This is a genomic window from Nocardia sp. N2S4-5 (assembly GCF_044628355.1).
In the GTDB taxonomy this organism is placed as follows: Bacteria; Actinomycetota; Actinomycetes; order Mycobacteriales; family Mycobacteriaceae; genus Nocardia; species Nocardia wallacei_B.
This window is the reverse complement of record NZ_JBIUPM010000001.1, coordinates 5,718,608-5,736,722: the sequence shown is the minus strand read 5'-3', so window position 1 is coordinate 5,736,722 and position 18,115 is coordinate 5,718,608. Positions and strand designations below refer to the sequence as shown.

The following is an 18,115-nucleotide window of genomic DNA, read 5'->3' as shown; positions in this document are numbered from 1 at the left end:
TCGTGATACTCGATCCCAGTGGCCGCGGCGCCACCGCCCGCCAGCTCACCGTGGCGGGGCTCGCCGTGCTGCTCGTCTTCGCCGCGCTGCTGTACCTGCTGGCGCTGCGCTATACCGGCCGATTCACCGACAAGGTTCCGGTCGGCGCCGTGCTGACCAGTACCGGCGACGGCCTGCCCACGCGGGCCGACGTCAAGTTCCGCGGCATGGTCGTGGGCACCGTCGACGGCGTCGAGATGGTCGCGAAGGGGGAACGGCAGCGCGCCGATATCGCGCTGAAACCCGGTGTCGCGGAGACTATTCCGGCGAACGTCACGGCGCGGGTGATCCCCAACAACCTGTTCGGCGTCACCGCGATCGAACTGGTCGACAACGGCGCGGCGAGCGCCACGCTGCGCGCGGGGGCGGTCATCCCCGAGGACACCGGCGCCGCGACGATCCAGCTCCAGACCACACTCAACGTGCTGCGCAACGTGCTGAACAACATTCAGCCCGAGAAGCTCGGCCGCGTGCTCGCCACGCTGTCGGCGGCGCTGGAACCCGGCGCCCGGGTGCCCGGCTCGACCATCGAGCGGCTGGACGCCTGGCTCACCCAGGTGCACGAGATTCCGCAGATCGGCGGGCTGCTGGGCGATCTGGGCCAGGCCGCGACGGCGCTGAGCCAATCTGCCCCCGAACTGGTCGGCGTGCTGTCGGATTCGGTGACCACCGCCCGCACGCTCGCCGAGCGCCGCTCCGAACTCGTCGCGCTGCTGACGAACGCCGGTACCACCGTGGACTCGGTCAACACACTGTTCGCGCGCAACCCGGACGCCGGCAAGTTCCTCGTCGGCGGGCTCGACGACCTGTTCGGCGGGCTGGCCCGCGATCCGGACGCCATCCCGTTCACGGCCGCCAACCTGAACATCGCCCTGCAACGGTTGAAAACCGTATTCCGCTGGGGCCCCAGGCGGCAGATGGTGTGGGCGATGGACGCCACCTTCACACCGTTCCAGCAGTACACGGCCGAGGACTGCCCGCACTACGGCGAGCTGTACGGCCCGCGCTGCGGCGGTCCGAGCGTGCCCGTGGTCGCTCCCACGCCACAGTTGCCGCCGCTGATGCAGCCCCGGTGGCTCGACGCGGCGGGACCGCGGCCGACGCCCGCGGTGCCGGCGCCCGGGACGCCACCGCTGCCCGGTATCGCCGGACTGCCGGCCATTCCGGGCCTGCCCGCGCTGCCGGGCCTGCCCTCGATCCCGGGCCTCACCGCTCCGGCCGCGAATCCCGTTCCGGCGCCGGGCATCCGGCCCGCCGCGGCGGGGCTGCGCGGCGCGGACGCCGTGGCGGCCGTGGTCGGCGGACGGCCCAACCTGGCCCAGCTGCTGCTGCTCGGCCCGGTGCTCGCGGGCGGTTCGGTAACCGTCACGACCGTCCCGGAAGGCGGTGCGACACAGTGAAATCCAAGCGAGCACTGGCCGGTTTCAGCCTCTTCGCGGTGATCGCGATCGGGCTGACCTACACCATCTACTCCACCCTGCAACGCTCGGTGACCGGGGACACGCGGCGCTATTCGGCGGTGTTCTCGGATGTACTCGGGCTGCGCGTCGGCGACGACGTGCGGGCCGCGGGCGTGCGGGTCGGCCGGGTCGACAAGATCGACTTCGCCGACGGCTACCGGGCGCGGGTGGATTTCCGCATCGAGGCCCGCCAGCACCTGACCACCACCACGAAGGCCATGGTCCGCTACCAGAACCTGATCGGGCAGCGCTACATCGCGCTCGGCCCGGGCACGGACCAGGGCGAGCCGCTGCGTCCGGACGGGGAGATCCCGATCGAGCACACCGAACCGTCGTTCGACGTCTCGGCGCTGCTGTCGGGCTTCGAGCCGCTGTTCGACGTGCTCCAGCCGGATCAGGTGAACTCGCTGTCGGAGACGCTGGTCCAGGCGTTGCAGGGCAACCAGGTGTCGCTGGCGCAGCTGATCACCCAGGCCGCCCAGCTGGCCACCACCTTCGGTCAGCGCGACCGGATCCTCGGTGACGTGGTGGGCAATCTCAGCAGCGTGATCTCGGGCCTGGCCAATCGCAGCGGCGAGCTGGAAACCCTGATCACCCAGACCCATTCGCTGATGGACGGGTTGTACTCCCAGGGCGAGGCGCTGAAGTCGTCGGTCGATCAGGTGGCCACTTCCACCGATTCGCTGGTGCGGCTGATCGCACAGGTGCAGCCCGGTGTCACCCTGGCACAGGACCGGGCCACCACCGGTATTCAGCTGCTGCTGCTCAACGGGGCGTCGCTGGACCAGTCGGCGGTCGAGCTGCCCGATCTGCTCAATCGGGTCGCGCAGTTCTCCAGCTACGGCACCTACGGCAACGCCTACTTCTGCAGCCTGGACGTGTCGCTCTGGGGAATCCTGCTGCCTCCGGGCCTGTTCTCGCAGGTCGGCGGCAATTCGCATTCGGAGGTGTGCCGCTGATGGCGCTATCGTCTCGCCGACTCCCGGGTTTTCTGCGCAACCGCTACCTGCGGCTGGGCCTGCTCGCGTCGGGAACGGTGCTGGTACTGCTCGTCGGCTCCAGCCTGCTCACCCAGGCCCGTGTGGGCGACACCACCATCCGGGCCGAATTCGCGCAGGCGGCCGGGCTGCGGGCCGGGGCGACCGTGGACGTGTCCGGTATCGAGGTCGGCGCGGTCCGCGCGGTGCGGCTCGACGGCGCCAAGGTCGTCGCGGACCTGAAGGTGCGCCGGGATCTGCGGCTGGGTCCGGACGCGCGCGCGGCGATCAAGATCTCCACGATCCTCGGGCGGGTGCACGTCGATCTGGTGCCGGGCAACGGAAAGGGCCTGCCCGACAACCGGATCCGACTCGACCACACCGACGTCCCGTACAACCTGGGCAAGGTCGTCCAGGACCGGGAGTACAAGCAGTCGTTCGACCGCGTGGCCCGGATCGATCCGCAACAGTTGCGCCGGGCTCTGGACACGATGAACGCGCAGATGGGCGACTCTCCGCAGTTGGCGGTGCAGGCGCTCGACAGCATCGGCGCGCTCGCGAAGGTCGTCAACGAGCGGCGCGACGAGGTGGACACGCTCCTGAAGGGCATGGACCAGGTCTCGCAGCTGGTGGCGGACAACCAGAACAGCGTGCTCATGCTGCTGACCCGCGGCGAGGCCATCGGCACCGCGGTACAGAAGCGCCAGGAGCTGCTGCGGCAACTGCTCGACAATGTCGCGGGACTGTCGAAGCTGTTGCAGGACATGGGTTTGCAGAACAACGGTCAGCTCGGCCCGATGATCGCCGACCTGAACACCATGTCGGAGGGGCTGACGAAGAACAAGGAGAACCTCGATCGGCTCTACGAGATCATGCCGGTGACGCTGCGGCAGTTCAACAATGTCCTGGGCAACGGTCCGTACGGCGAGGTCTACGTGCCGTGGGGCCTGTTCCCGGACAACTGGATCTGCTTCGCGCAGGTCGTACAGGGGTGCAAATGAGGAAGTTTCGCGCGATCGCACAACTCGGCGCGCTCTGCCTGGTCGCGACGGTCGGGTCGGGATGCTCGCTGCTGCCGGGGTCGCTCGGCTCGATGTCGAACCAGTATCTCGGCGAACATCTGCGCATCAGCGCCGATTTCGAGAACGTCGCGGGCCTCTACACCGGCAACGAGGTGGACGTGCTGGGTGTCCCGGTCGGCCAGGTCGAGTCGATCACGGCCAAGGGCAGCTACGTCCAGGTGACGATGCTGCTCGACAAGGGTGTCCGGGTGCCCGCCGATGCCGTGGCGGCGCTGGTGAATCCGCAGCTGATCACCAACCGGCACATCGAACTGGCGCCGGCCTACGACGGCGCCGGGCCCGTCATGACCGACAACACCCATATTCCGTTGCCGCGCACCAGGACTCCGGTCGAACTCGATCGGATCCTGGAGACCTTCGATCAGCTCGGCGCGACGCTGAAGGGCGACAACCAGACCGGGCCGATGGCCAGCCGGGTACTGTTCCCGCTGCTCGACGGCAACGGTGACAGACTGCGGGACACCCTCGACGCGCTGTCGGCCGCGTTCGAGACGACCTTCGCCAACAAGGACCAGATCTCCAACACCATCGTCAAACTCAACGACATCACCCAGGTCATCGCGGGTAACGACCAGACCGTCCGGGACTTCAGCGGACGGCTCACCGAACTGGTGACCCTGATGGGTGAGCAGGCGCCGGGGCTCCAGGCGGTGCTGACGCAGCTCAACGACTTCGTCACCAACACCGCCACGGTGGTCGGCCAGAACAAGGACCAGCTGGCCGGGGCGCTGACCAGGTTCGTCGAGATCAGCAACCAGATGCGCGCCAACGCCCGCAATCTCACCGAGATCGTCGACGTCGGTCCGTTGATGTTCCAGAACCTGGCCAATGCCACCAGCTACGAACACCAGGCGCTGCGGCTGCACGGCCTGCTCGACAAGTCGGTGTTGGACGGCGAGGCCCTGTCGACGTTCTGTGAACGCGTCATGATGCGCCTCGACGGCTGCCGCACCGGGCGGATCGCCGATCTGGGACCGGATTTCGGCCTCACCGCCGCCCTGCTGGGAGTGAGCGGGAAATGATGAATGCCTCTCGCAGAACGGCTTTCACGGCGCTGTGCGCGGTGGTGACGCTCGGTACCGCCGGCTGCGCGGTGACGGTGGAGAACCTGCCGATGCCCAAGCCGGGCATCGGCGCCCCCGGTTACACCGTGCACGCCGCCTTCCGCGACGCGCTCAATCTGCCCGACCACGCGCACGTCCGGATCGGCGGCACCGACGTCGGCACCGTCACCAAGATCGAGACGACGAACTTCATCGCCGACGTGGAAATGCTTATCCGACAGGATATCTCGCTGCCCGAGGGGACGACCGCCGAGCTGCGCCAGGGGACGCCGCTCGGTGACATGTTCGTGGCGATGACGCTGCCCGCCGTGCAGGAGGCCGGCCCGCCCATGCGCGACGGCGACACCATCGGCACCGACCGCACCGGCACCGCCGCCTCGGTGGAACAGCTGATGATGTCGGTGTCGATGCTGATCAACGGCGGCGGCATCAACCAGGCCGCGCAGATCACCTCGCAGATGGACTCCATGTTCACCGGGCGCGGACCGCAGCTGTCGCATCTGCTGACCGAGATGACCTCGGTCATCGACGCGCTCAATCAGCGGACCGGTGACATCGACGCGACCCTGCAGGGGTTGAACACGCTGGCGGGCGAATTGGCCGGGCGCAAGGCCGAATTGGGCGCCGCGGCCGACACCTTCCCGCAGCTGCTCGGCCTGGTGAACGAGAACAACCAGCGCATCGTGGATCTGACCACCAAGGTGTCGACGACCATGGCGGCGCTGGGCGACTTCACCGACACCACCGGACCGCAGTTCCTCAGCCTGTTCGACAGCATCCAGAAACTGATGTCGGGGTTCACCGATATGGGCGACAACCTGACCCAGGCGTTGAGCAACCTGCACGAGATGTATCCCGGGGTGATGACCAGCCTGCGCGGTCCCGGCCTGGCGATCATGGCCACCGTGTCGTACCTGAGCGTCGGCGCGCTCACCGACCCGAAGGGCAGCCGGTGGCCGGAGATCGGCGATGTGCCCGCCTTCGTCGGCAGCCTGGCCCAGGTGTTCGAGAAGGTGTTCGGTCGCGTCATCAGCCCGCCGCGCCCGCTGCCCGCGGCCCCGGCGCCACCCGCCGTGCCGGGGGCAAGCGGCGAATTGCCGCCGGGCAGCGCGCAACCCGGCGGACCGGAGGCGAGCGGTGGCTCCCCGCCGGACGGTGCACAACCGGAACCGGACGGCGCGGCGGGTGGTGAGCGGTGAACATCCCTCTCTGGCACTGGATCGTCGGGCGGCGCGTCGCCCTGGCCAATCTCGGACTGGTGGTCGTGCTGATCCTCGGCTGCGGCTACCTGGCGCGGTATGTGCTGCGCTTCGACCCGGTACCGCACACCTTCCGGGTGACCGTGGAACTGCCGACGTCCGGCGGCCTGCTGCCGGGCAACGACGTGACCTTCCGCGGCACCCGGGTCGGCTCGGTGGCCGACCTGCGGGTCTCCGGTGACGGCATCGCCGCCGTCGCCGAAATCGAGGACAGCGCAAGGATTCCCGTCGGCGGCGCGGTCCATGTCGGGCGGCTGTCCGCCGCGGGCGAGCAGTACCTGGACTTCCGTCCCGACTCCGATACCGGGCCCTTCCTGTCCGAGGGCGCGATCGTGGACCGGTCCCGCACCAGCGTGCCGATCCCGGTGCAGAACGTCCTCGCCGACCTCAGCGGCTTCATCGGCGGTATGAACCCGGACCGGCTCACCGTCATCGTCGACGAACTCGACAAGGCACTGGCGGGCGGGCCGGATCGGTTGCGCAACATGATCTCCGGCATCAGCCGGGCCATGGCGGGGCTCACCGACCTGCTGCCGCAGACCCGGCAGCTGATCGAGAATCTCGAGGTGATCGCCGAGACCACCTCGCACGCCCAGCCCGATCTGAGCACCGTCACCGCCGCGGGGAGCACGCTGTTCCAGCAGGCCACCGCGGCCGACGCGGAGGTGCGCCGCTTCCTCGATCAGGGGCCGGGCCAGCTGACCACGCTCGGCGAGGTGGTCGCGGCGAACCAGGACCCGATGACCGATCTGGTCACCAACTTCGTCGCCATCACCAAGGCCGCGAAGTTGCGCCAGCCCGCGATCGAGGCGCTGTTCCCCTCGCTGCGCCAAGGCATTCAGGCCCTCGGCGTGCCCGCGCACGACGGCGCGTACCACACCCTGGCCGACTTCTACCCGCGGCCGACCTGCGAGTACGACACCATCCCGGTGGCGGCCTCCGAGGCGGTCACCGACACCCGGGTCCGGCTGTACAACTACTGCGTCACCAAGGACCCGGCACTGCAGGTCCGCGGCTCGGCCAACGCGCCACGACCCGCCGTGCCCGACAACGGATCCGGGCCACCCCCGGGAGTCACCGGCGACGAACTGTCCCGCCCGGTGCCCGACATGCCGCCCTCTGGCAACTAGGAGGATTCTCAATGAAGTTGTCAAGTGACTCGAAGTGGTGTGGGGACCGCTGATGTGGTCAGGCGGTGGCTGTCGCCGGTGCGGGGGCTTGGTAGAGGGTTCCGGTTCGCAGCATTGCCCACAGCACGTTGAGGCGTCGGCGGGCCAGTGCGAGCACGGCTTGGACGTGGCGTTTGCCTTCGGTCTTCTTCCGGTTGTAGTAGGCGCGCGAGGCTGGGTCGTGCCGGGTGGCGACCATGGCGGCCAGGAAGCATGCGCGCAGCAGGCGGCGGTCGTAGCGGCGGGGGCGTTTGAGGTTGCCGCTGACCTGCCCGGAATCGCGGGGCACTGGTGCCAGGCCGGCGACGCCGGCGAGCCGGTCGGCGCTGGCGAACACGGCCATGTCGCCGCCGGTGGCGGCGAGGAACTCCGCGCCGAGCAGGATCCCGAAGCCGGGCATGCTCAGGATGATCCGGGCGTGGCGGTGGCGGCGAAATCGCTGCTCGATCACGGTTTCGGTGTCACCGATCTCGTCATCGAGCCGCATCACCTCCTTCGCCAGCCGCGCCACCATGGCCGCGGCGACCTGCTGTCCGGGCACTCGCGTGTGCTGGGCATCGGCAGCGGCGACAGCGGTGGCCGCGACCGTGGCTGCGTTGCGGGCCTTGTGGTCTCGCAGCCACTGCGTCAGTGCGTCACGGCCGAGCCCACGCAGTCCGTCGGGGGTGTTGTAGCCGGTGAGCAGGATGAGCGCGGCGCGGGACTTGCTGTAGTCGAAAGCGCGTTCCAGCGCGGGGAAATACTCGCCCAGAGCAGCGCGCAGCCGGTTGATCGCCCGGGTTCGGTCGCACGACAGGTCGGTGCGGTGCGCGGTGAGGATGCGCAGCTCGACCGCGATCTCGTCACCGGCACGCAACGGTTGCAGGTCACGGCGCATGCGGGCTTGGTCGGCGATGATCGCGGCGTCCTTGGCGTCGGTCTTGCCGTTGCCCCGGTAGCTGCCGGCGGCGTGGTGCACGACCCGGCCGGGGATGTAGAGCAGCCGCTGGTCCCGAGTCAGCAGCAACGTGATCAACAGGGCCGCGCCGCCGTGGTTGAGGTCGATCGCCCACGTCGGGTCCGCGCCGTCGGCCAGTGTCGTGACCTGGTCGATCAACCCGGTCAGCTCGGTCTCGTCGTTGCCGACCCGCCGCGAGAACCGTCGTGTGCCGTCGGTGTCGATCACCACGCAGTGATGCGCCGTCTTTCCCGCGTCGATTCCCACCCACAGTTGTTGCGGCACAACCACCTCCATCAGGTTCGCACTGGTTGTTCGGATGGCCGACGACCACGCTGTCGTGTCCTTACACAGCGATCGGTTCGCGTTTCTCAATCAGCAGTCGGGTCGTCGTGGAGCGGCGGGCGGCCAATCCTCCTCGGCCATGAACCTCAGCAAAAACATGAAAGCCATACCCGCCACTCCCAGGTGATTCGACACCCACTGGATGCGGGCTCGGCCACCTACGAAGAAAGGTAAGGAACCCATGAGCGACAACCCCGACAACCGAACACCTTCCCCCGCAGCGGAATCCGACACGGGCACCGCGGACTCCACCGCCGCGAACCCGAGCCCCGAGACCGACTCCACCACTGCGGAATCGAACGCCGACACGGACGCGGCCACCGTGAGTGCGGGGACCGACTCCCCTACCGCCGCATCGGAATCCGGGGCAGGCACTGGACCGCCCGCGACCGCGAGCATGTCCTATCGACTGCGCAGGCTCCGCCCGCCCGTTCCGGGCCGCGCCGGGCGGGCCGCCATCCGATCCGCCGTCGCCGTGGTGCTCGGTGCCGCAGTGGCCGGGAGCATCTACTTCTATGTACAGAACGAGCACAAGCAGGACCTGCTGAGCGCGCAGGAGCAGGCCCGGCAGGCCGCCTGCGGGTACGGGCCGGTGCTGTCGACCTACGACGCGAAGAATCTGGACCACTATGTGCAGGCGGTGCTCGACGGCGCCACCGGAGATTGGCGCAAGCAGTTCGAGACCACCAGCCGCGACCTCGGTGACGTCCTGGTGAAGGGCGAGGTGGTGGCCAAGACCGACGACGTCCAGTGCGCCATCCGCAGCGCGGACGAGACCTCCGCCGAGGCGCTGGTCGTGATGGGACAGACGATCACCAGTCTCGGCACCAAGGGACAGCCGGAGAAGGGCCAGCTGTCGGTCGTCATGCGACTGGAGAAAAGCGGTGACCGCTGGCTGGTGAACAAGATCGACACTCCGTTGGCGCCGCCGCGGCCGTGAATGATAAATCGCCTGGTAGCTACCATGGCGTCCATGAACGTCGAGGGATGCCGCGGCATGCCGACCGCGCCGATATCCCGCGCCGCACCAGAGAGACAGGCCAGAACCGTGAGCCGAGGACAGCGCGGCACCGCGCACCACGCAGAACAGGCGACAACAAAACCGGAGGAGCGCGTGATCCGGCGGCGGCCGAAGAACCGCCGGGCGCAGATCGCGGCGACCTCGGCCGCCGCCTTCGGTTCGCTGGGCTACCACGGCGTCAGCATGGAGGACATCGCCACCAAGCTCGGCATCTCCTCCGCCGCGCTCTATCGGCACTACCCGAGCAAGTACGCGCTGTTCCGCGAGGAACTCCTGCGGCTGGGCGCGGCCACCGTCGCGGCGGTCACGCTGCCCGAGGAGACCGCGGGCCGGCCGGCCGAGCAGCGGCTCGACCAGGTGGTCGACGCGATCATCGCCGACACCATCGCCAACCGGCCGACGGTCGCGCTGGTCCGCTGGGAGCGGCGCTACCTCGAGGACGACGATCGCCGGACACTCGACGACCAGTTCGCCGCCGCCCTCACCACCCTGCGCGATCTGATCGGCGAACTGCGGCCCGAACTGTCCCGGCGCGATCGCCTGGTGCGCGCGGTGGCGGTGTTCAGCGTGATCAGCAGCATCGGCGACCATCACGCCACGCTCCCGGTGAAAGCCATGACGGCCGTGCTGAATTCGGCGGCGTGGTCGCTGATCCGCGCCGACCTCCCGACCGCGGAAGCGCCGCCGCGGCCGCCGCGCGCGGTGGAGATTCCGCAGTCGTTCAAGCACGAACTGCTGTTGAAGAAGGCCGTCGAACTGTTCCACGAGCGCGGCTACCCGAATGTCAGCGTCGAGGACATCGCGATGGCGGCCGATCTGTCGGCGGCCTCGGCGGTCTATCGCTACTACCGCAGCAAGAGCGATCTGCTGGCCGCGGCCTTCCGGCGTGCCGCCGATCGGATGTCGGGGGCGATCGGCCCGGCGGTGGCGGCCTCGCCGACGCCCGCCGAGGCGCTGTCCAAGCTGATCGACCTGTACGTCGCCGGTTCATTCGCCGAGCGCGAGCTGACCTTCGTGTACTACGCGGAGTTCGGTCACGTGGCGGTCGAGGAGCGGACGATGCTGCGTAACATCCAGCGGCTCATCGTCGCCGAGTGGGTGAAGCTGCTGGTCGAGGTGCGTCCCGAGCTGTCCGAGGCGCAGGCGCGCATCCTGGTGCAGGCGGCCTTCGGTCTCGTGGTCGACCTGGGCCGGGTCTTCGGCAACGACGCGCACATCTGCCCGCCCGACCGGGTGAGCAGCCTGATGGAAGTGATCGTGTTCGGGCGGCCGCTGTCGCAGTAGGCGAGATCAGCTGGGCCGCAACATCGGCGGGTGCAGCACTCGGGCGGGCCCGGCCCGGAACAGCTGGGCCGGGCGGCCGCCGCCCACGGTGGTGCGTCCGGTCGGCTCCACGAAACCCGGTGTGCTGGTGACCTTCCGGTGGAAATTGCGGGGATCGATGCTGGTCCCCCACACCACCTCGTATACCCGGCGCAGCTCGGCGACCGTGAATTCGCGCGCGCAGAACGCCGTCGCCAGTGGCGTGTACTCGAGTTTGGCGCGCGCCCGCTCCACGCCGTCGGTCAGGATCCGGCGATGGTCGAAGGCCACCCGCCCCCGCTCCACCAGCAGTTCCTCCACCGACCAGATGGCCGCCGCCGACGCGTCCGGACCGGCCTGCGGCGCGGGCAGATTCGGCACCAGCGCGAGATAGGCGGTGCTGATCACCCGACCGCGCGGGTCGCGCCCGGGTTCGCCGTAGGTCGCCAGTTGCTCGAGATGCAGGCGGTCGGCCCGGATTCCCGTCTCCTCCCGCAACACTCGCACCGCCGCCGCCGACAGGCTCTCGTCCTGCTGCACGAATCCGCCGGGCAGCGCCCACCTTCCGCGATAGGGCGCGAACAGCCGCTGGATCAGCAGTGCGCACAGCGTGTCGTTGGTCGACCGCCGGGCGCCGAGGGTCAGCACGACCAGATCCACCCCCACCGCGGCATTGAGGCGAAAAGCATTGCCCATGGCCGCGATTGTATTCGTCAGAATGACGATAAGCAGTGCGATCGAATGGCGGCAAGGAGTGCGCGAGGGAATGGGGGATCCCGGGAGTGGTGGCCCGTCGGTGCCGGACCTTCCCCGGGACCGGCACCGACGAAGCCTCGGAGGGCCTACTTGAAGGTCGAACTGGGCCACTCCGGTGTTCAGGGTACCTGCCCGGGACGACAAATCCGGCGCAGTGGCTAGTCGCCCGCGTCGCGCGCCAGTATCGGGTCGGTGGCCGTCCGTCGTTCCAGCAGCCGGATTTTGGCCTCCACCTGCGTGTACAGCTCGCAATCACGCTCCACCACAGCGCGATAGGCGCACCACGCCGCGACATCGTCGCGCCCGTCGGCGCGCGCGGTCCAGTGCCCGAGCACGTCCGGATCGCCGGAATCGAGTACCGCGGCGCGCAATCGACGCCGCACCTCGTCGCGGAGATCGAGGATGCCCGGCGCGGTGGAGCGCGGCAGCACCGGCCCGGCGTAGCCGCACGGCGGCGGATACGTCGGCGGCGTCCAGGGCGCTCTGCAAGGCCGCCACATCCGTTGCGACGCAGCCCCGCAGCCGGTACGGACGCGAGTCGAGGATGTCCGGTCCGGTCACCGCGCGCAACCGCGACATCGCCGCCCGGATGGTGGTGTTGTCGAGGTCGGTCTCGTCGAGCAGCAGGGCCAGGTGGTCGGCGGACAACCCTTCGGGCCGTTCGGCCAGCAGCAGCAGGATTTCCGCGTGCCGTTGCGACACGGCGATCCGCTCGCCGGACACGGTCAGCAGCGGCTGTCCGCGTCCGAGCACCTCGAGCCGCAACCGGGCATCGGTCGAATCCGCCGCCGCACCACACGAATCCGGTGCGGGCCGATGCCGCCGGTATGCCGCCAGCTCCAGTTCCAGTTCCGCGGCGGTCGCGGCGGCGCGCACCAGCGCCGAGAGTTCCGGCCGCGCCACCCGGGGGCCGCCGGCGAGCATCAGCACGCCGATCAGCCGCCCGCCCGGAGCGCGCACGGGTGCGGCCGCTCCGGTCACCGCACCCATCCTGCGCAGGAAGTGCTCGGGACCGTGCACCCACGCCGCCCGTCCGGTGCGTACCGCCAGCGCCACGGCATTGGCGCCCGCGCGGCGCTCGCCGAGATCGTCACCTTCGCGCAGCCCCGATTCGGCCAGGGCGGCAACGCGATTCGGCGCGCCCAGCGTCCACAGCACCCGGCCGTGCCGATCCGCGACGACGACCACCAGCCCGGCGCCGGCGCCATCCCGCAGCAGCAGCTTGTCGACCAGGGGCAGCACCGTGGCGAGGGGATGGCCGTCGCGGCACCGGAACAACTCGGCGCCGCGCAGACCGCGCCGGTCCGGACCGCTCGCCGGGTCGAGTCCGGCGCGCAGCGAGCGCAGCCAGGAGTCCAGCAACACCGGCCGCAGCAGTCCGGGCAACCGGCCCCACTCGGCGCGTCCCGCCGCGAGGTGACGATGCGCCTGCGTCGCATGGCTTTCCAGCTCGTCGAGTCGCGGCCCCGTCTCGCGCGTCACCACACCGCCTCCGAGATCGCCGACCATTGGGCTCATCATTCCGGTATCGGGCGGCGTCGGCAGCCCGAACGGGCCGGTCGGATTTCCGGCGAGCACCGGCGGTCGGTGCGGTCGTCAGTGCGGCGGGACGGCCGGGCGCAGGGCGGTGACGTTACGCACTCGGGCCGCGCCCCACCACAATCCGGTGCCGTAGGCGAGATCGTCGAGCCGCTTGCAGACCAGGTAGCGCACCGGGTCCAGGCCGCCGGTATCCCGATGGGTGAACCAGTCGGCCAGCCCGTCGGCCACCGCCAGCGTGACGGCGATGCGCCGGATGCGCCGGGAGACGACCATCGCCAGCACGGTGACGGGCCAGTAGTGCCGGCACAGCGCGGACACGATCCGCCACACGCCGCCGGAGAAGCCGCGCGCCAACTGGATCGCCGCCACCCGGGTCGGGTTGTCCAGCTCGGCGAAGACCCGCCGCAGCCGCACCAGCGCCGCCACCAGCGTCGCCAGCCCGCCCAGCACACCCCACCGCGAGGCCGTCGCCAGCAGGGCCGTCGCCACCACCGACCAGAACGGCACCGACAGCGGCGCCACCACCCCGGTGTGCCGGCGCGCCAGCGGCGCCGCGCTCGCCCCGTGGGACACCTTGCCCCCGAACCACTTTCCGAACGACGCCGGATGGTCGCAGGCCACGTGCGCCGCCGGTTCGTACCGCAGCCGCCAGCCCGCCTGCTCCAGCCGCCAGCACAGGTCGATGTCGGCCGCCGAGCGCATCTCCTCGTCGAAGCCGCCCTCGTGCAGCAGCGCTCGCCGCCGCACCAGCAGCGCCGCGCCCGGCACGTACGACACCGCGCCGCGCGAGGTGACCGCCGCCTCCCGCCGTCCGTGGTCCAGTGTCGAACGGGTCTGCTCGTAGCGGCCCAGCACGGTGGTGTCCGGCTCGCGCGCCACGATGCGGGGCGCCACCAGCGCCACCTCCGGGTCGCTGAAGTGACCCAGCATCACCTCGAGCCACCCGGCCTTGGGGACCACGTCGGAGTCCAGGAACGCCACGAATTCGGTTGTGGCGGCTTGCAGCCCGGCATTGCGCGCCGCGGCGGGACCGTGCCGGCGATCGTGCCGCAGCACCGTCACGCGGCAGCGGCCGCGGGTCGGCGGAATGCGTACCGGACGGTCGGAGCCATCGTCGACCACCACCACGCTGTGCCCACGCAACGCTCCCAGCAGCCGTTCCAGCCCGGCGGCGTCGTTGCAGTGCGGGATCACGACGGTGACGTCCTCGGGCGAGGGCAGCAGCCGCGGACGCGGATTGGCCACACCGGAATCGAGCAGCCGTCTGGCAACCACCGCCGACTTCGGGTCTGTCACCTCCAGATACCCGTCACCGATCAGGGCGGCCGCCTCCGGCGCAAGTCGCAGCAACCTCGTCGGCGAACCACCGACCAGGAACCGCCCACCGGAGTAGGTGCGCACCCGAGGATCGATTCGAACCCCGAACCCGTCGGGCAGTCGATCATGGCGCATTCCAGGAATGCTATGCGCTGAGGGCCATCCGGGCAGCCCGTGTCGAAAAAAACGGATCGAATTCGATAGGAATACCGCCACACCGCGCGCCGCGTCGGGCGGATACCCGGGTGGCTATTCGAGTTGGTTGCTGGCAATCAGTTGGCAATCGAACAGTCGCGGTGACGCAGAACACCTTCGGCCACTATGTAGTTCACCTTTGGCTAACGCAGTGTTGCGACCGCCGCGGTGCGCCACGCCCGCGGGCCGCGCACACACGAACCCGTCGCCGCGCACGCGCTCTACACTGCGGAGGGAAACAGCAGGTGGAACGAATGGCAGCTGGGAGTCGGACGGATGCAGACGAGCCGGGGCGGCACGGTGATGCGCCGCGAGTGTCAGGCCCGGAGGCGGCGGCTTGCGTAATCACGGAGGAACCGGGGGCGGCCCGAACCAAACGCTGTCGGAATCGGAGATCGTCGAGGCGGCGCTGCGCGTGGTGCGCGAGGACGGCGTGGAGAAGCTGTCCATGCGCCGGCTCTCGCGCGAACTCGGCGTCTCCCCGATGGCTCCCTATTACTACGTCGCCGACAAACGCGAGCTACTCGATCTCGTCGCCACCGCCGCACTGACCGGAGTCCGGAAACCACCGCCCGAGGCCGGGCCGTGGCAGCACCGGCTGCGCGACCTCATCGATCAGATCGATGAGAAATTGCGCAAGCATCCGGGTCTGGGCGACGTCCTCATCGAGCAGATGCTCGGCAAACAGCTCGATCTCATCGCCTCGATAATGGAGATCCTGTTCGACGCGGGGTTCGACGATCGCAATGTGCTGGCCGCGTACGCCACCATTCACACCTACCTGTTCGGGCGCGCCCGGGTAAACCCCCGCGATCGCTCCGCCCTGACCGACAACCACCTGCCCGACGCCGTCTCGCGCGTCCTGCAATACATGGGTGACCTGCGCGGGAAGTACACCTACGACTTCGGCATGGAGGTGTTGATCGCGGGTCTGGAGGCCCAGCTTGTCCGGCAGCGGGATGGCCACGTACGATGAAATTAGAACACGTTCTAGTTTCGGCGGCTCGGACTGCCCGGCTCGAGAGGACATCATGACCACTGTCGACGTACCGCACAGCTCGCGTTCGGCCGTGCTGCGGGTCTCCGCGGTGATCGCCGAGACGGGCGATGCCTGTTCGCTGGTGTTCGACGTGCCCGAGGAACTGCGCGAACGGTTCGCCTACCAGCCCGGCCAGTTCCTCACCCTGCGCATCCCGAGCGACCGCACCGGCTCGGTGGCGCGCTGCTACTCGCTGGCCAGTTCGCCCTACACCGACGATCGGCCGAAGGTCACGGTGAAGCGCACCGTCGACGGCTACGCCTCGAACTGGGTGTGCGACAACGTGCGCGCCGGTGACGAACTCGAAGTGCTGCCGCCGTCGGGCGTCTTCACGCCCAAGGACCTCGACGAGGATCTGCTGCTGTTCGCCGCCGGTAGCGGCATCACACCGGTGATGTCCATCCTGAAGTCGGCGCTGGCGCGCGGCAACGGGCGCCTCGTCCTCGTCTACGCCAATCGCGACGCCGGATCGGTGATCTTCGCCGACGAACTGCGCGAACTCGCGGACAAGAATCCGCAGCGGCTGGTCGTCGTGCACTGGCTGGAGACGCTGCAGGGGCTGCCGAGCGTGGACGCGCTGGCCGCCGTGGCCGCGCCCTACACCGAGCGGCGCGCGTTCATGTGCGGGCCGAAGGCGTTCATGGACCGGGTGCACGACGCGCTGGCCCAGCTCGAGGTGCCACGCAACCGCACACACGCCGAGATCTTCAATTCACTGGCGGGCGATCCGTTCGCCGACACCGCACCGGCCGAATTGAGCGACGAGGAACAGGCCGACGCCGCTACCGTCGAGGTGGAATTGGACGGGGAGGTGCACAATCTGTCGTGGCCGCGGCGGCAGACGCTGGTGGACATCATGTTGTCCAAGGGAATTGATGTTCCGTACTCGTGCCAGGAGGGTGAGTGCGGGTCTTGTGCCTGCACCGTGCTCGAGGGGAAGGTCGAGATGGACAACTCCGAGATTCTCGATCCGGAGGATATCGAGGCCGGGTATATCCTTGGCTGCCAGGCGCATCCGGTGACCGACCACCTGAAGATTCAGTTCTGAATTCCGATCGGGGTCAGCGCATCGACCGATATGCCTGTCGCGCTTCGGCGTCGAGATGTTCCGTGGCGTAACCCAATGCGGTGCGGCCCATTTCGGCGGCGTGGCGATCCAGGAAATCGGTCAGCAGTTTGCGATCGATGCGCTTACCGATCTCGCGCAGCATCCAGCCGACGGCTTTCTGGATCAGGTCGCGGCGGTCCGGGAGCAGGATTTCGCACAGCTCGAAAGTCGTTGTGGCGTCTCCGGCCCTGATGAATGTGAAGGTGGTCAGGAGGGCTACTCGCGGTTCCCACAGCGAATTCCGCTGTGCCAGTTCGAATAGCAGGTCGCGGGGGCGATCGAGCAGCCACGGGCCGAGGATGTTCTCGGCGGAGATGTCGACCAGATCCCAGTTGTTCACGCGTCCGCGGCGCACGGCCGAGAGGTAGCGGTCGACGATCCGCTCCTGTGCGGCGAGATCGTAGGTGCGCGGCTTCATCGCCTTGGCCATGGCGTTGTTGAGCAGGACCAGCCCGGCCAGTCGGTGCTCGTGTACGGGGCTGTTCAGCAGCTCGTCTATTTCCGAGAGCGGCAGCAGCGCGAAGCGTTTCGCCACGGCGCGGGTCCGGGGGACGCGCACCCCGAGAAATACGTCGCCCTCGCCGTACTCGCCGGGCCCGGTCTTGAAGAACCGCTGCAGATGGATCGCGTCCGCGGGATCGGCGATTTCCGCCAACGCCTCCCGCACCGCCGCGGCGGTGGGCGCGGGTTCGCTCACGGGACCGCTCGCTGTACCGGCTCGCGGGCCCCCAGCAGCCGCCCGGACTCGTAGGCGGCCGCGGCGGCGGGCAACGTGCCGGGGCGGCCGCTGTTCAGCACCGTGACGGCGCCGGTGCCGGCGGTCGGGCGGCCGAGTGCGTCCATGCGCCGAAGGGTTTGGGCGGCAACGGCTTCCGCGCTGTCGAACAGTCGCACACCGGCGGGCAGGGCGGCCACGATCGCGTCCAGCACGAGCGGGTAGTGGGTGCAGCCGAGCACCACGCCCTCGGTCTCGGGCGGGGTGCGGTCGGCGGCCTGCGCGATGGCCTGTTCGATGCCCGTCAGGTCGCCGCGGTCGATGGCGTCGGCGAGGCCGTGGCAGGCGACTCCCGTCACCTCGGCGTCACCACCGAAGCGCGCGATCAGGTCGGCCTGATACCGACTGGCGGTGGTCGCGGCCGTGGCCCACACCGCCACCCGGCGACAGGCCGCGGCGGCGGGCTTGATCGCGGGCACGGTCCCGACCACCGGAACCTCCGGCCCCACCTCCGCCCGCACGTGCTCGAGCGCCGTCACGCTGGCCGTATTGCACGGCAGCACGATTACCTCGGCCCCCAGCCCCAGCGCCCGCCGCGCCGCCTGCAGCACCCGGTCCACCACCCACGGTTCCGGCTTCGGCCCCCACGGCGCACCGTCGGGATCGGTCTGCAGCAGCAGATCCAGATCGGGCCGCAATTTCCGCAGCCACGCCCCCGTGGGCAACATCCCCAGTCCGGAATCGATGAGCGCGACGATCACACCGCAACCTTATTAGCGCCCACCCAC

Annotated in this window: 16 protein-coding genes; 10 read left to right on the top strand and 6 right to left on the bottom strand. The window is 69.3% G+C overall.

Features of this window, described 5'->3' with window-relative positions; genetic code table 11:
* The first annotated feature begins 2 nt into the window (after positions 1 to 2).
* The 6 genes from ACFMRZ_RS26550 to ACFMRZ_RS26525 are packed head-to-tail and all read left to right on the top strand — an operon-like array spanning position 3 to position 7,011.
* Positions 3 to 1,439, top strand: a complete 1,437-nt coding sequence (locus ACFMRZ_RS26550; protein WP_400181181.1) for an MCE family protein — start codon at positions 3 to 5, stop codon at positions 1,437 to 1,439.
* A complete protein-coding gene (locus ACFMRZ_RS26545) occupies positions 1,436 to 2,458 on the top strand; it encodes an MlaD family protein (RefSeq protein WP_400181180.1) in 1,023 nt (340 codons plus the stop codon). Before ACFMRZ_RS26550 ends, ACFMRZ_RS26545 begins: the two co-directional genes overlap by 4 nt.
* Positions 2,458 to 3,477 carry an MlaD family protein gene (locus tag ACFMRZ_RS26540; RefSeq protein WP_400181179.1) on the top strand — a complete coding sequence of 340 codons (1,020 nt, stop codon included), beginning with the start codon at positions 2,458 to 2,460 and terminating at the stop codon, positions 3,475 to 3,477. Before ACFMRZ_RS26545 ends, ACFMRZ_RS26540 begins: the two co-directional genes overlap by 1 nt.
* Positions 3,474 to 4,580: an MCE family protein gene (locus ACFMRZ_RS26535; RefSeq protein WP_400181178.1), complete on the top strand. Its 1,107-nt coding sequence runs from the start codon at positions 3,474 to 3,476 to the stop codon at positions 4,578 to 4,580. Before ACFMRZ_RS26540 ends, ACFMRZ_RS26535 begins: the two co-directional genes overlap by 4 nt.
* Complete coding sequence (locus ACFMRZ_RS26530; protein ID WP_400181177.1) at positions 4,577 to 5,821, top strand: MCE family protein; 1,245 nt, start codon at positions 4,577 to 4,579, stop codon at positions 5,819 to 5,821. The genes ACFMRZ_RS26535 and ACFMRZ_RS26530 overlap by 4 nt, the downstream gene beginning before the upstream one ends.
* Positions 5,818 to 7,011, top strand: coding sequence for an MCE family protein (locus ACFMRZ_RS26525; protein ID WP_280274661.1), 1,194 nt, complete (start codon positions 5,818 to 5,820; stop codon positions 7,009 to 7,011). Before ACFMRZ_RS26530 ends, ACFMRZ_RS26525 begins: the two co-directional genes overlap by 4 nt.
* 58 nt (positions 7,012 to 7,069) lie before the next feature.
* Here the strand turns inward: ACFMRZ_RS26525 and ACFMRZ_RS26520 are convergent, their stop codons facing one another.
* Positions 7,070 to 8,272 (bottom strand): IS110 family transposase, encoded by a 1,203-nt coding sequence (locus ACFMRZ_RS26520; protein WP_400177378.1) that lies wholly within the window; start codon positions 8,270 to 8,272, stop codon positions 7,070 to 7,072.
* A gap of 241 nt (positions 8,273 to 8,513) precedes the next feature.
* Between ACFMRZ_RS26520 and ACFMRZ_RS26515 the strand changes: the two genes are divergently transcribed.
* Positions 8,514 to 9,272, top strand: coding sequence for a hypothetical protein (locus ACFMRZ_RS26515; RefSeq protein WP_400181176.1), 759 nt, complete (start codon positions 8,514 to 8,516; stop codon positions 9,270 to 9,272).
* Between the two features lie 108 nt (positions 9,273 to 9,380).
* Positions 9,381 to 10,637, top strand: a complete 1,257-nt coding sequence (locus ACFMRZ_RS26510) for a TetR/AcrR family transcriptional regulator (RefSeq protein ID WP_400182976.1) — start codon at positions 9,381 to 9,383, stop codon at positions 10,635 to 10,637.
* Between the two features lie 6 nt (positions 10,638 to 10,643).
* Here the strand turns inward: ACFMRZ_RS26510 and ACFMRZ_RS26505 are convergent, their stop codons facing one another.
* The 3 genes from ACFMRZ_RS26505 to mftF all read right to left on the bottom strand — a co-directional run bounded on the left by ACFMRZ_RS26505 (position 10,644) and on the right by mftF (position 14,405).
* Positions 10,644 to 11,351 (bottom strand): NUDIX domain-containing protein, encoded by a 708-nt coding sequence (locus ACFMRZ_RS26505; RefSeq protein WP_280364195.1) that lies wholly within the window; start codon positions 11,349 to 11,351, stop codon positions 10,644 to 10,646.
* A 312-nt stretch (positions 11,352 to 11,663) separates the two neighbouring features.
* Positions 11,664 to 12,893 carry a GAF domain-containing protein gene (locus ACFMRZ_RS26500; protein WP_400181175.1) on the bottom strand — a complete coding sequence of 410 codons (1,230 nt, stop codon included), beginning with the start codon at positions 12,891 to 12,893 and terminating at the stop codon, positions 11,664 to 11,666.
* Positions 12,894 to 13,007: 114 nt separating this feature from the next.
* A complete protein-coding gene (gene mftF / locus ACFMRZ_RS26495) occupies positions 13,008 to 14,405 on the bottom strand; it encodes a mycofactocin biosynthesis glycosyltransferase MftF (protein ID WP_280272000.1) in 1,398 nt (465 codons plus the stop codon).
* A gap of 397 nt (positions 14,406 to 14,802) precedes the next feature.
* Between mftF and mftR2 the strand changes: the two genes are divergently transcribed.
* Both mftR2 and ACFMRZ_RS26485 read left to right on the top strand, forming a co-directional pair.
* A complete protein-coding gene (mftR2, locus tag ACFMRZ_RS26490) occupies positions 14,803 to 15,441 on the top strand; it encodes a mycofactocin system transcriptional regulator MftR2 (RefSeq protein WP_400181174.1) in 639 nt (212 codons plus the stop codon).
* A gap of 55 nt (positions 15,442 to 15,496) precedes the next feature.
* The gene (locus tag ACFMRZ_RS26485; RefSeq protein WP_280272002.1) at positions 15,497 to 16,552 is read left to right on the top strand and encodes a ferredoxin--NADP reductase; all 1,056 of its coding nucleotides are present in this window, start codon (positions 15,497 to 15,499) and stop codon (positions 16,550 to 16,552) included.
* 13 nt (positions 16,553 to 16,565) lie between these two features.
* Here ACFMRZ_RS26485 and ACFMRZ_RS26480 read toward each other — a convergent pair whose 3' ends face one another.
* Positions 16,566 to 17,309, bottom strand: a complete 744-nt coding sequence (locus tag ACFMRZ_RS26480) for a DNA alkylation repair protein (RefSeq protein ID WP_400181173.1) — start codon at positions 17,307 to 17,309, stop codon at positions 16,566 to 16,568.
* On the bottom strand, positions 17,306 to 18,088 hold the full coding sequence (locus tag ACFMRZ_RS26475; protein WP_400181172.1) for a glutamate racemase: 783 nt from the start codon (positions 18,086 to 18,088) through the stop codon (positions 17,306 to 17,308). The genes ACFMRZ_RS26480 and ACFMRZ_RS26475 overlap by 4 nt, the downstream gene beginning before the upstream one ends.
* Between the last annotated feature and the right edge of the window lie 27 nt (positions 18,089 to 18,115).

Coding starts and splice junctions, on each gene's coding strand:
- ACFMRZ_RS26540 (WP_400181179.1), top strand. CDS start 2,458: ATGGCGCTATCGTCTCGCCGACTCCCGGGTTTTCTGCGCAACCGCTAC.
- ACFMRZ_RS26535 (WP_400181178.1), top strand. CDS start 3,474: ATGAGGAAGTTTCGCGCGATCGCACAACTCGGCGCGCTCTGCCTGGTC.
- ACFMRZ_RS26530 (WP_400181177.1), top strand. CDS start 4,577: ATGATGAATGCCTCTCGCAGAACGGCTTTCACGGCGCTGTGCGCGGTG.
- ACFMRZ_RS26515 (WP_400181176.1), top strand. CDS start 8,514: ATGAGCGACAACCCCGACAACCGAACACCTTCCCCCGCAGCGGAATCC.
- ACFMRZ_RS26505 (WP_280364195.1), bottom strand. CDS start 11,351: ATGGGCAATGCTTTTCGCCTCAATGCCGCGGTGGGGGTGGATCTGGTC.
- mftF (WP_280272000.1), bottom strand. CDS start 14,405: ATGCGCCATGATCGACTGCCCGACGGGTTCGGGGTTCGAATCGATCCT.
- ACFMRZ_RS26485 (WP_280272002.1), top strand. CDS start 15,497: ATGACCACTGTCGACGTACCGCACAGCTCGCGTTCGGCCGTGCTGCGG.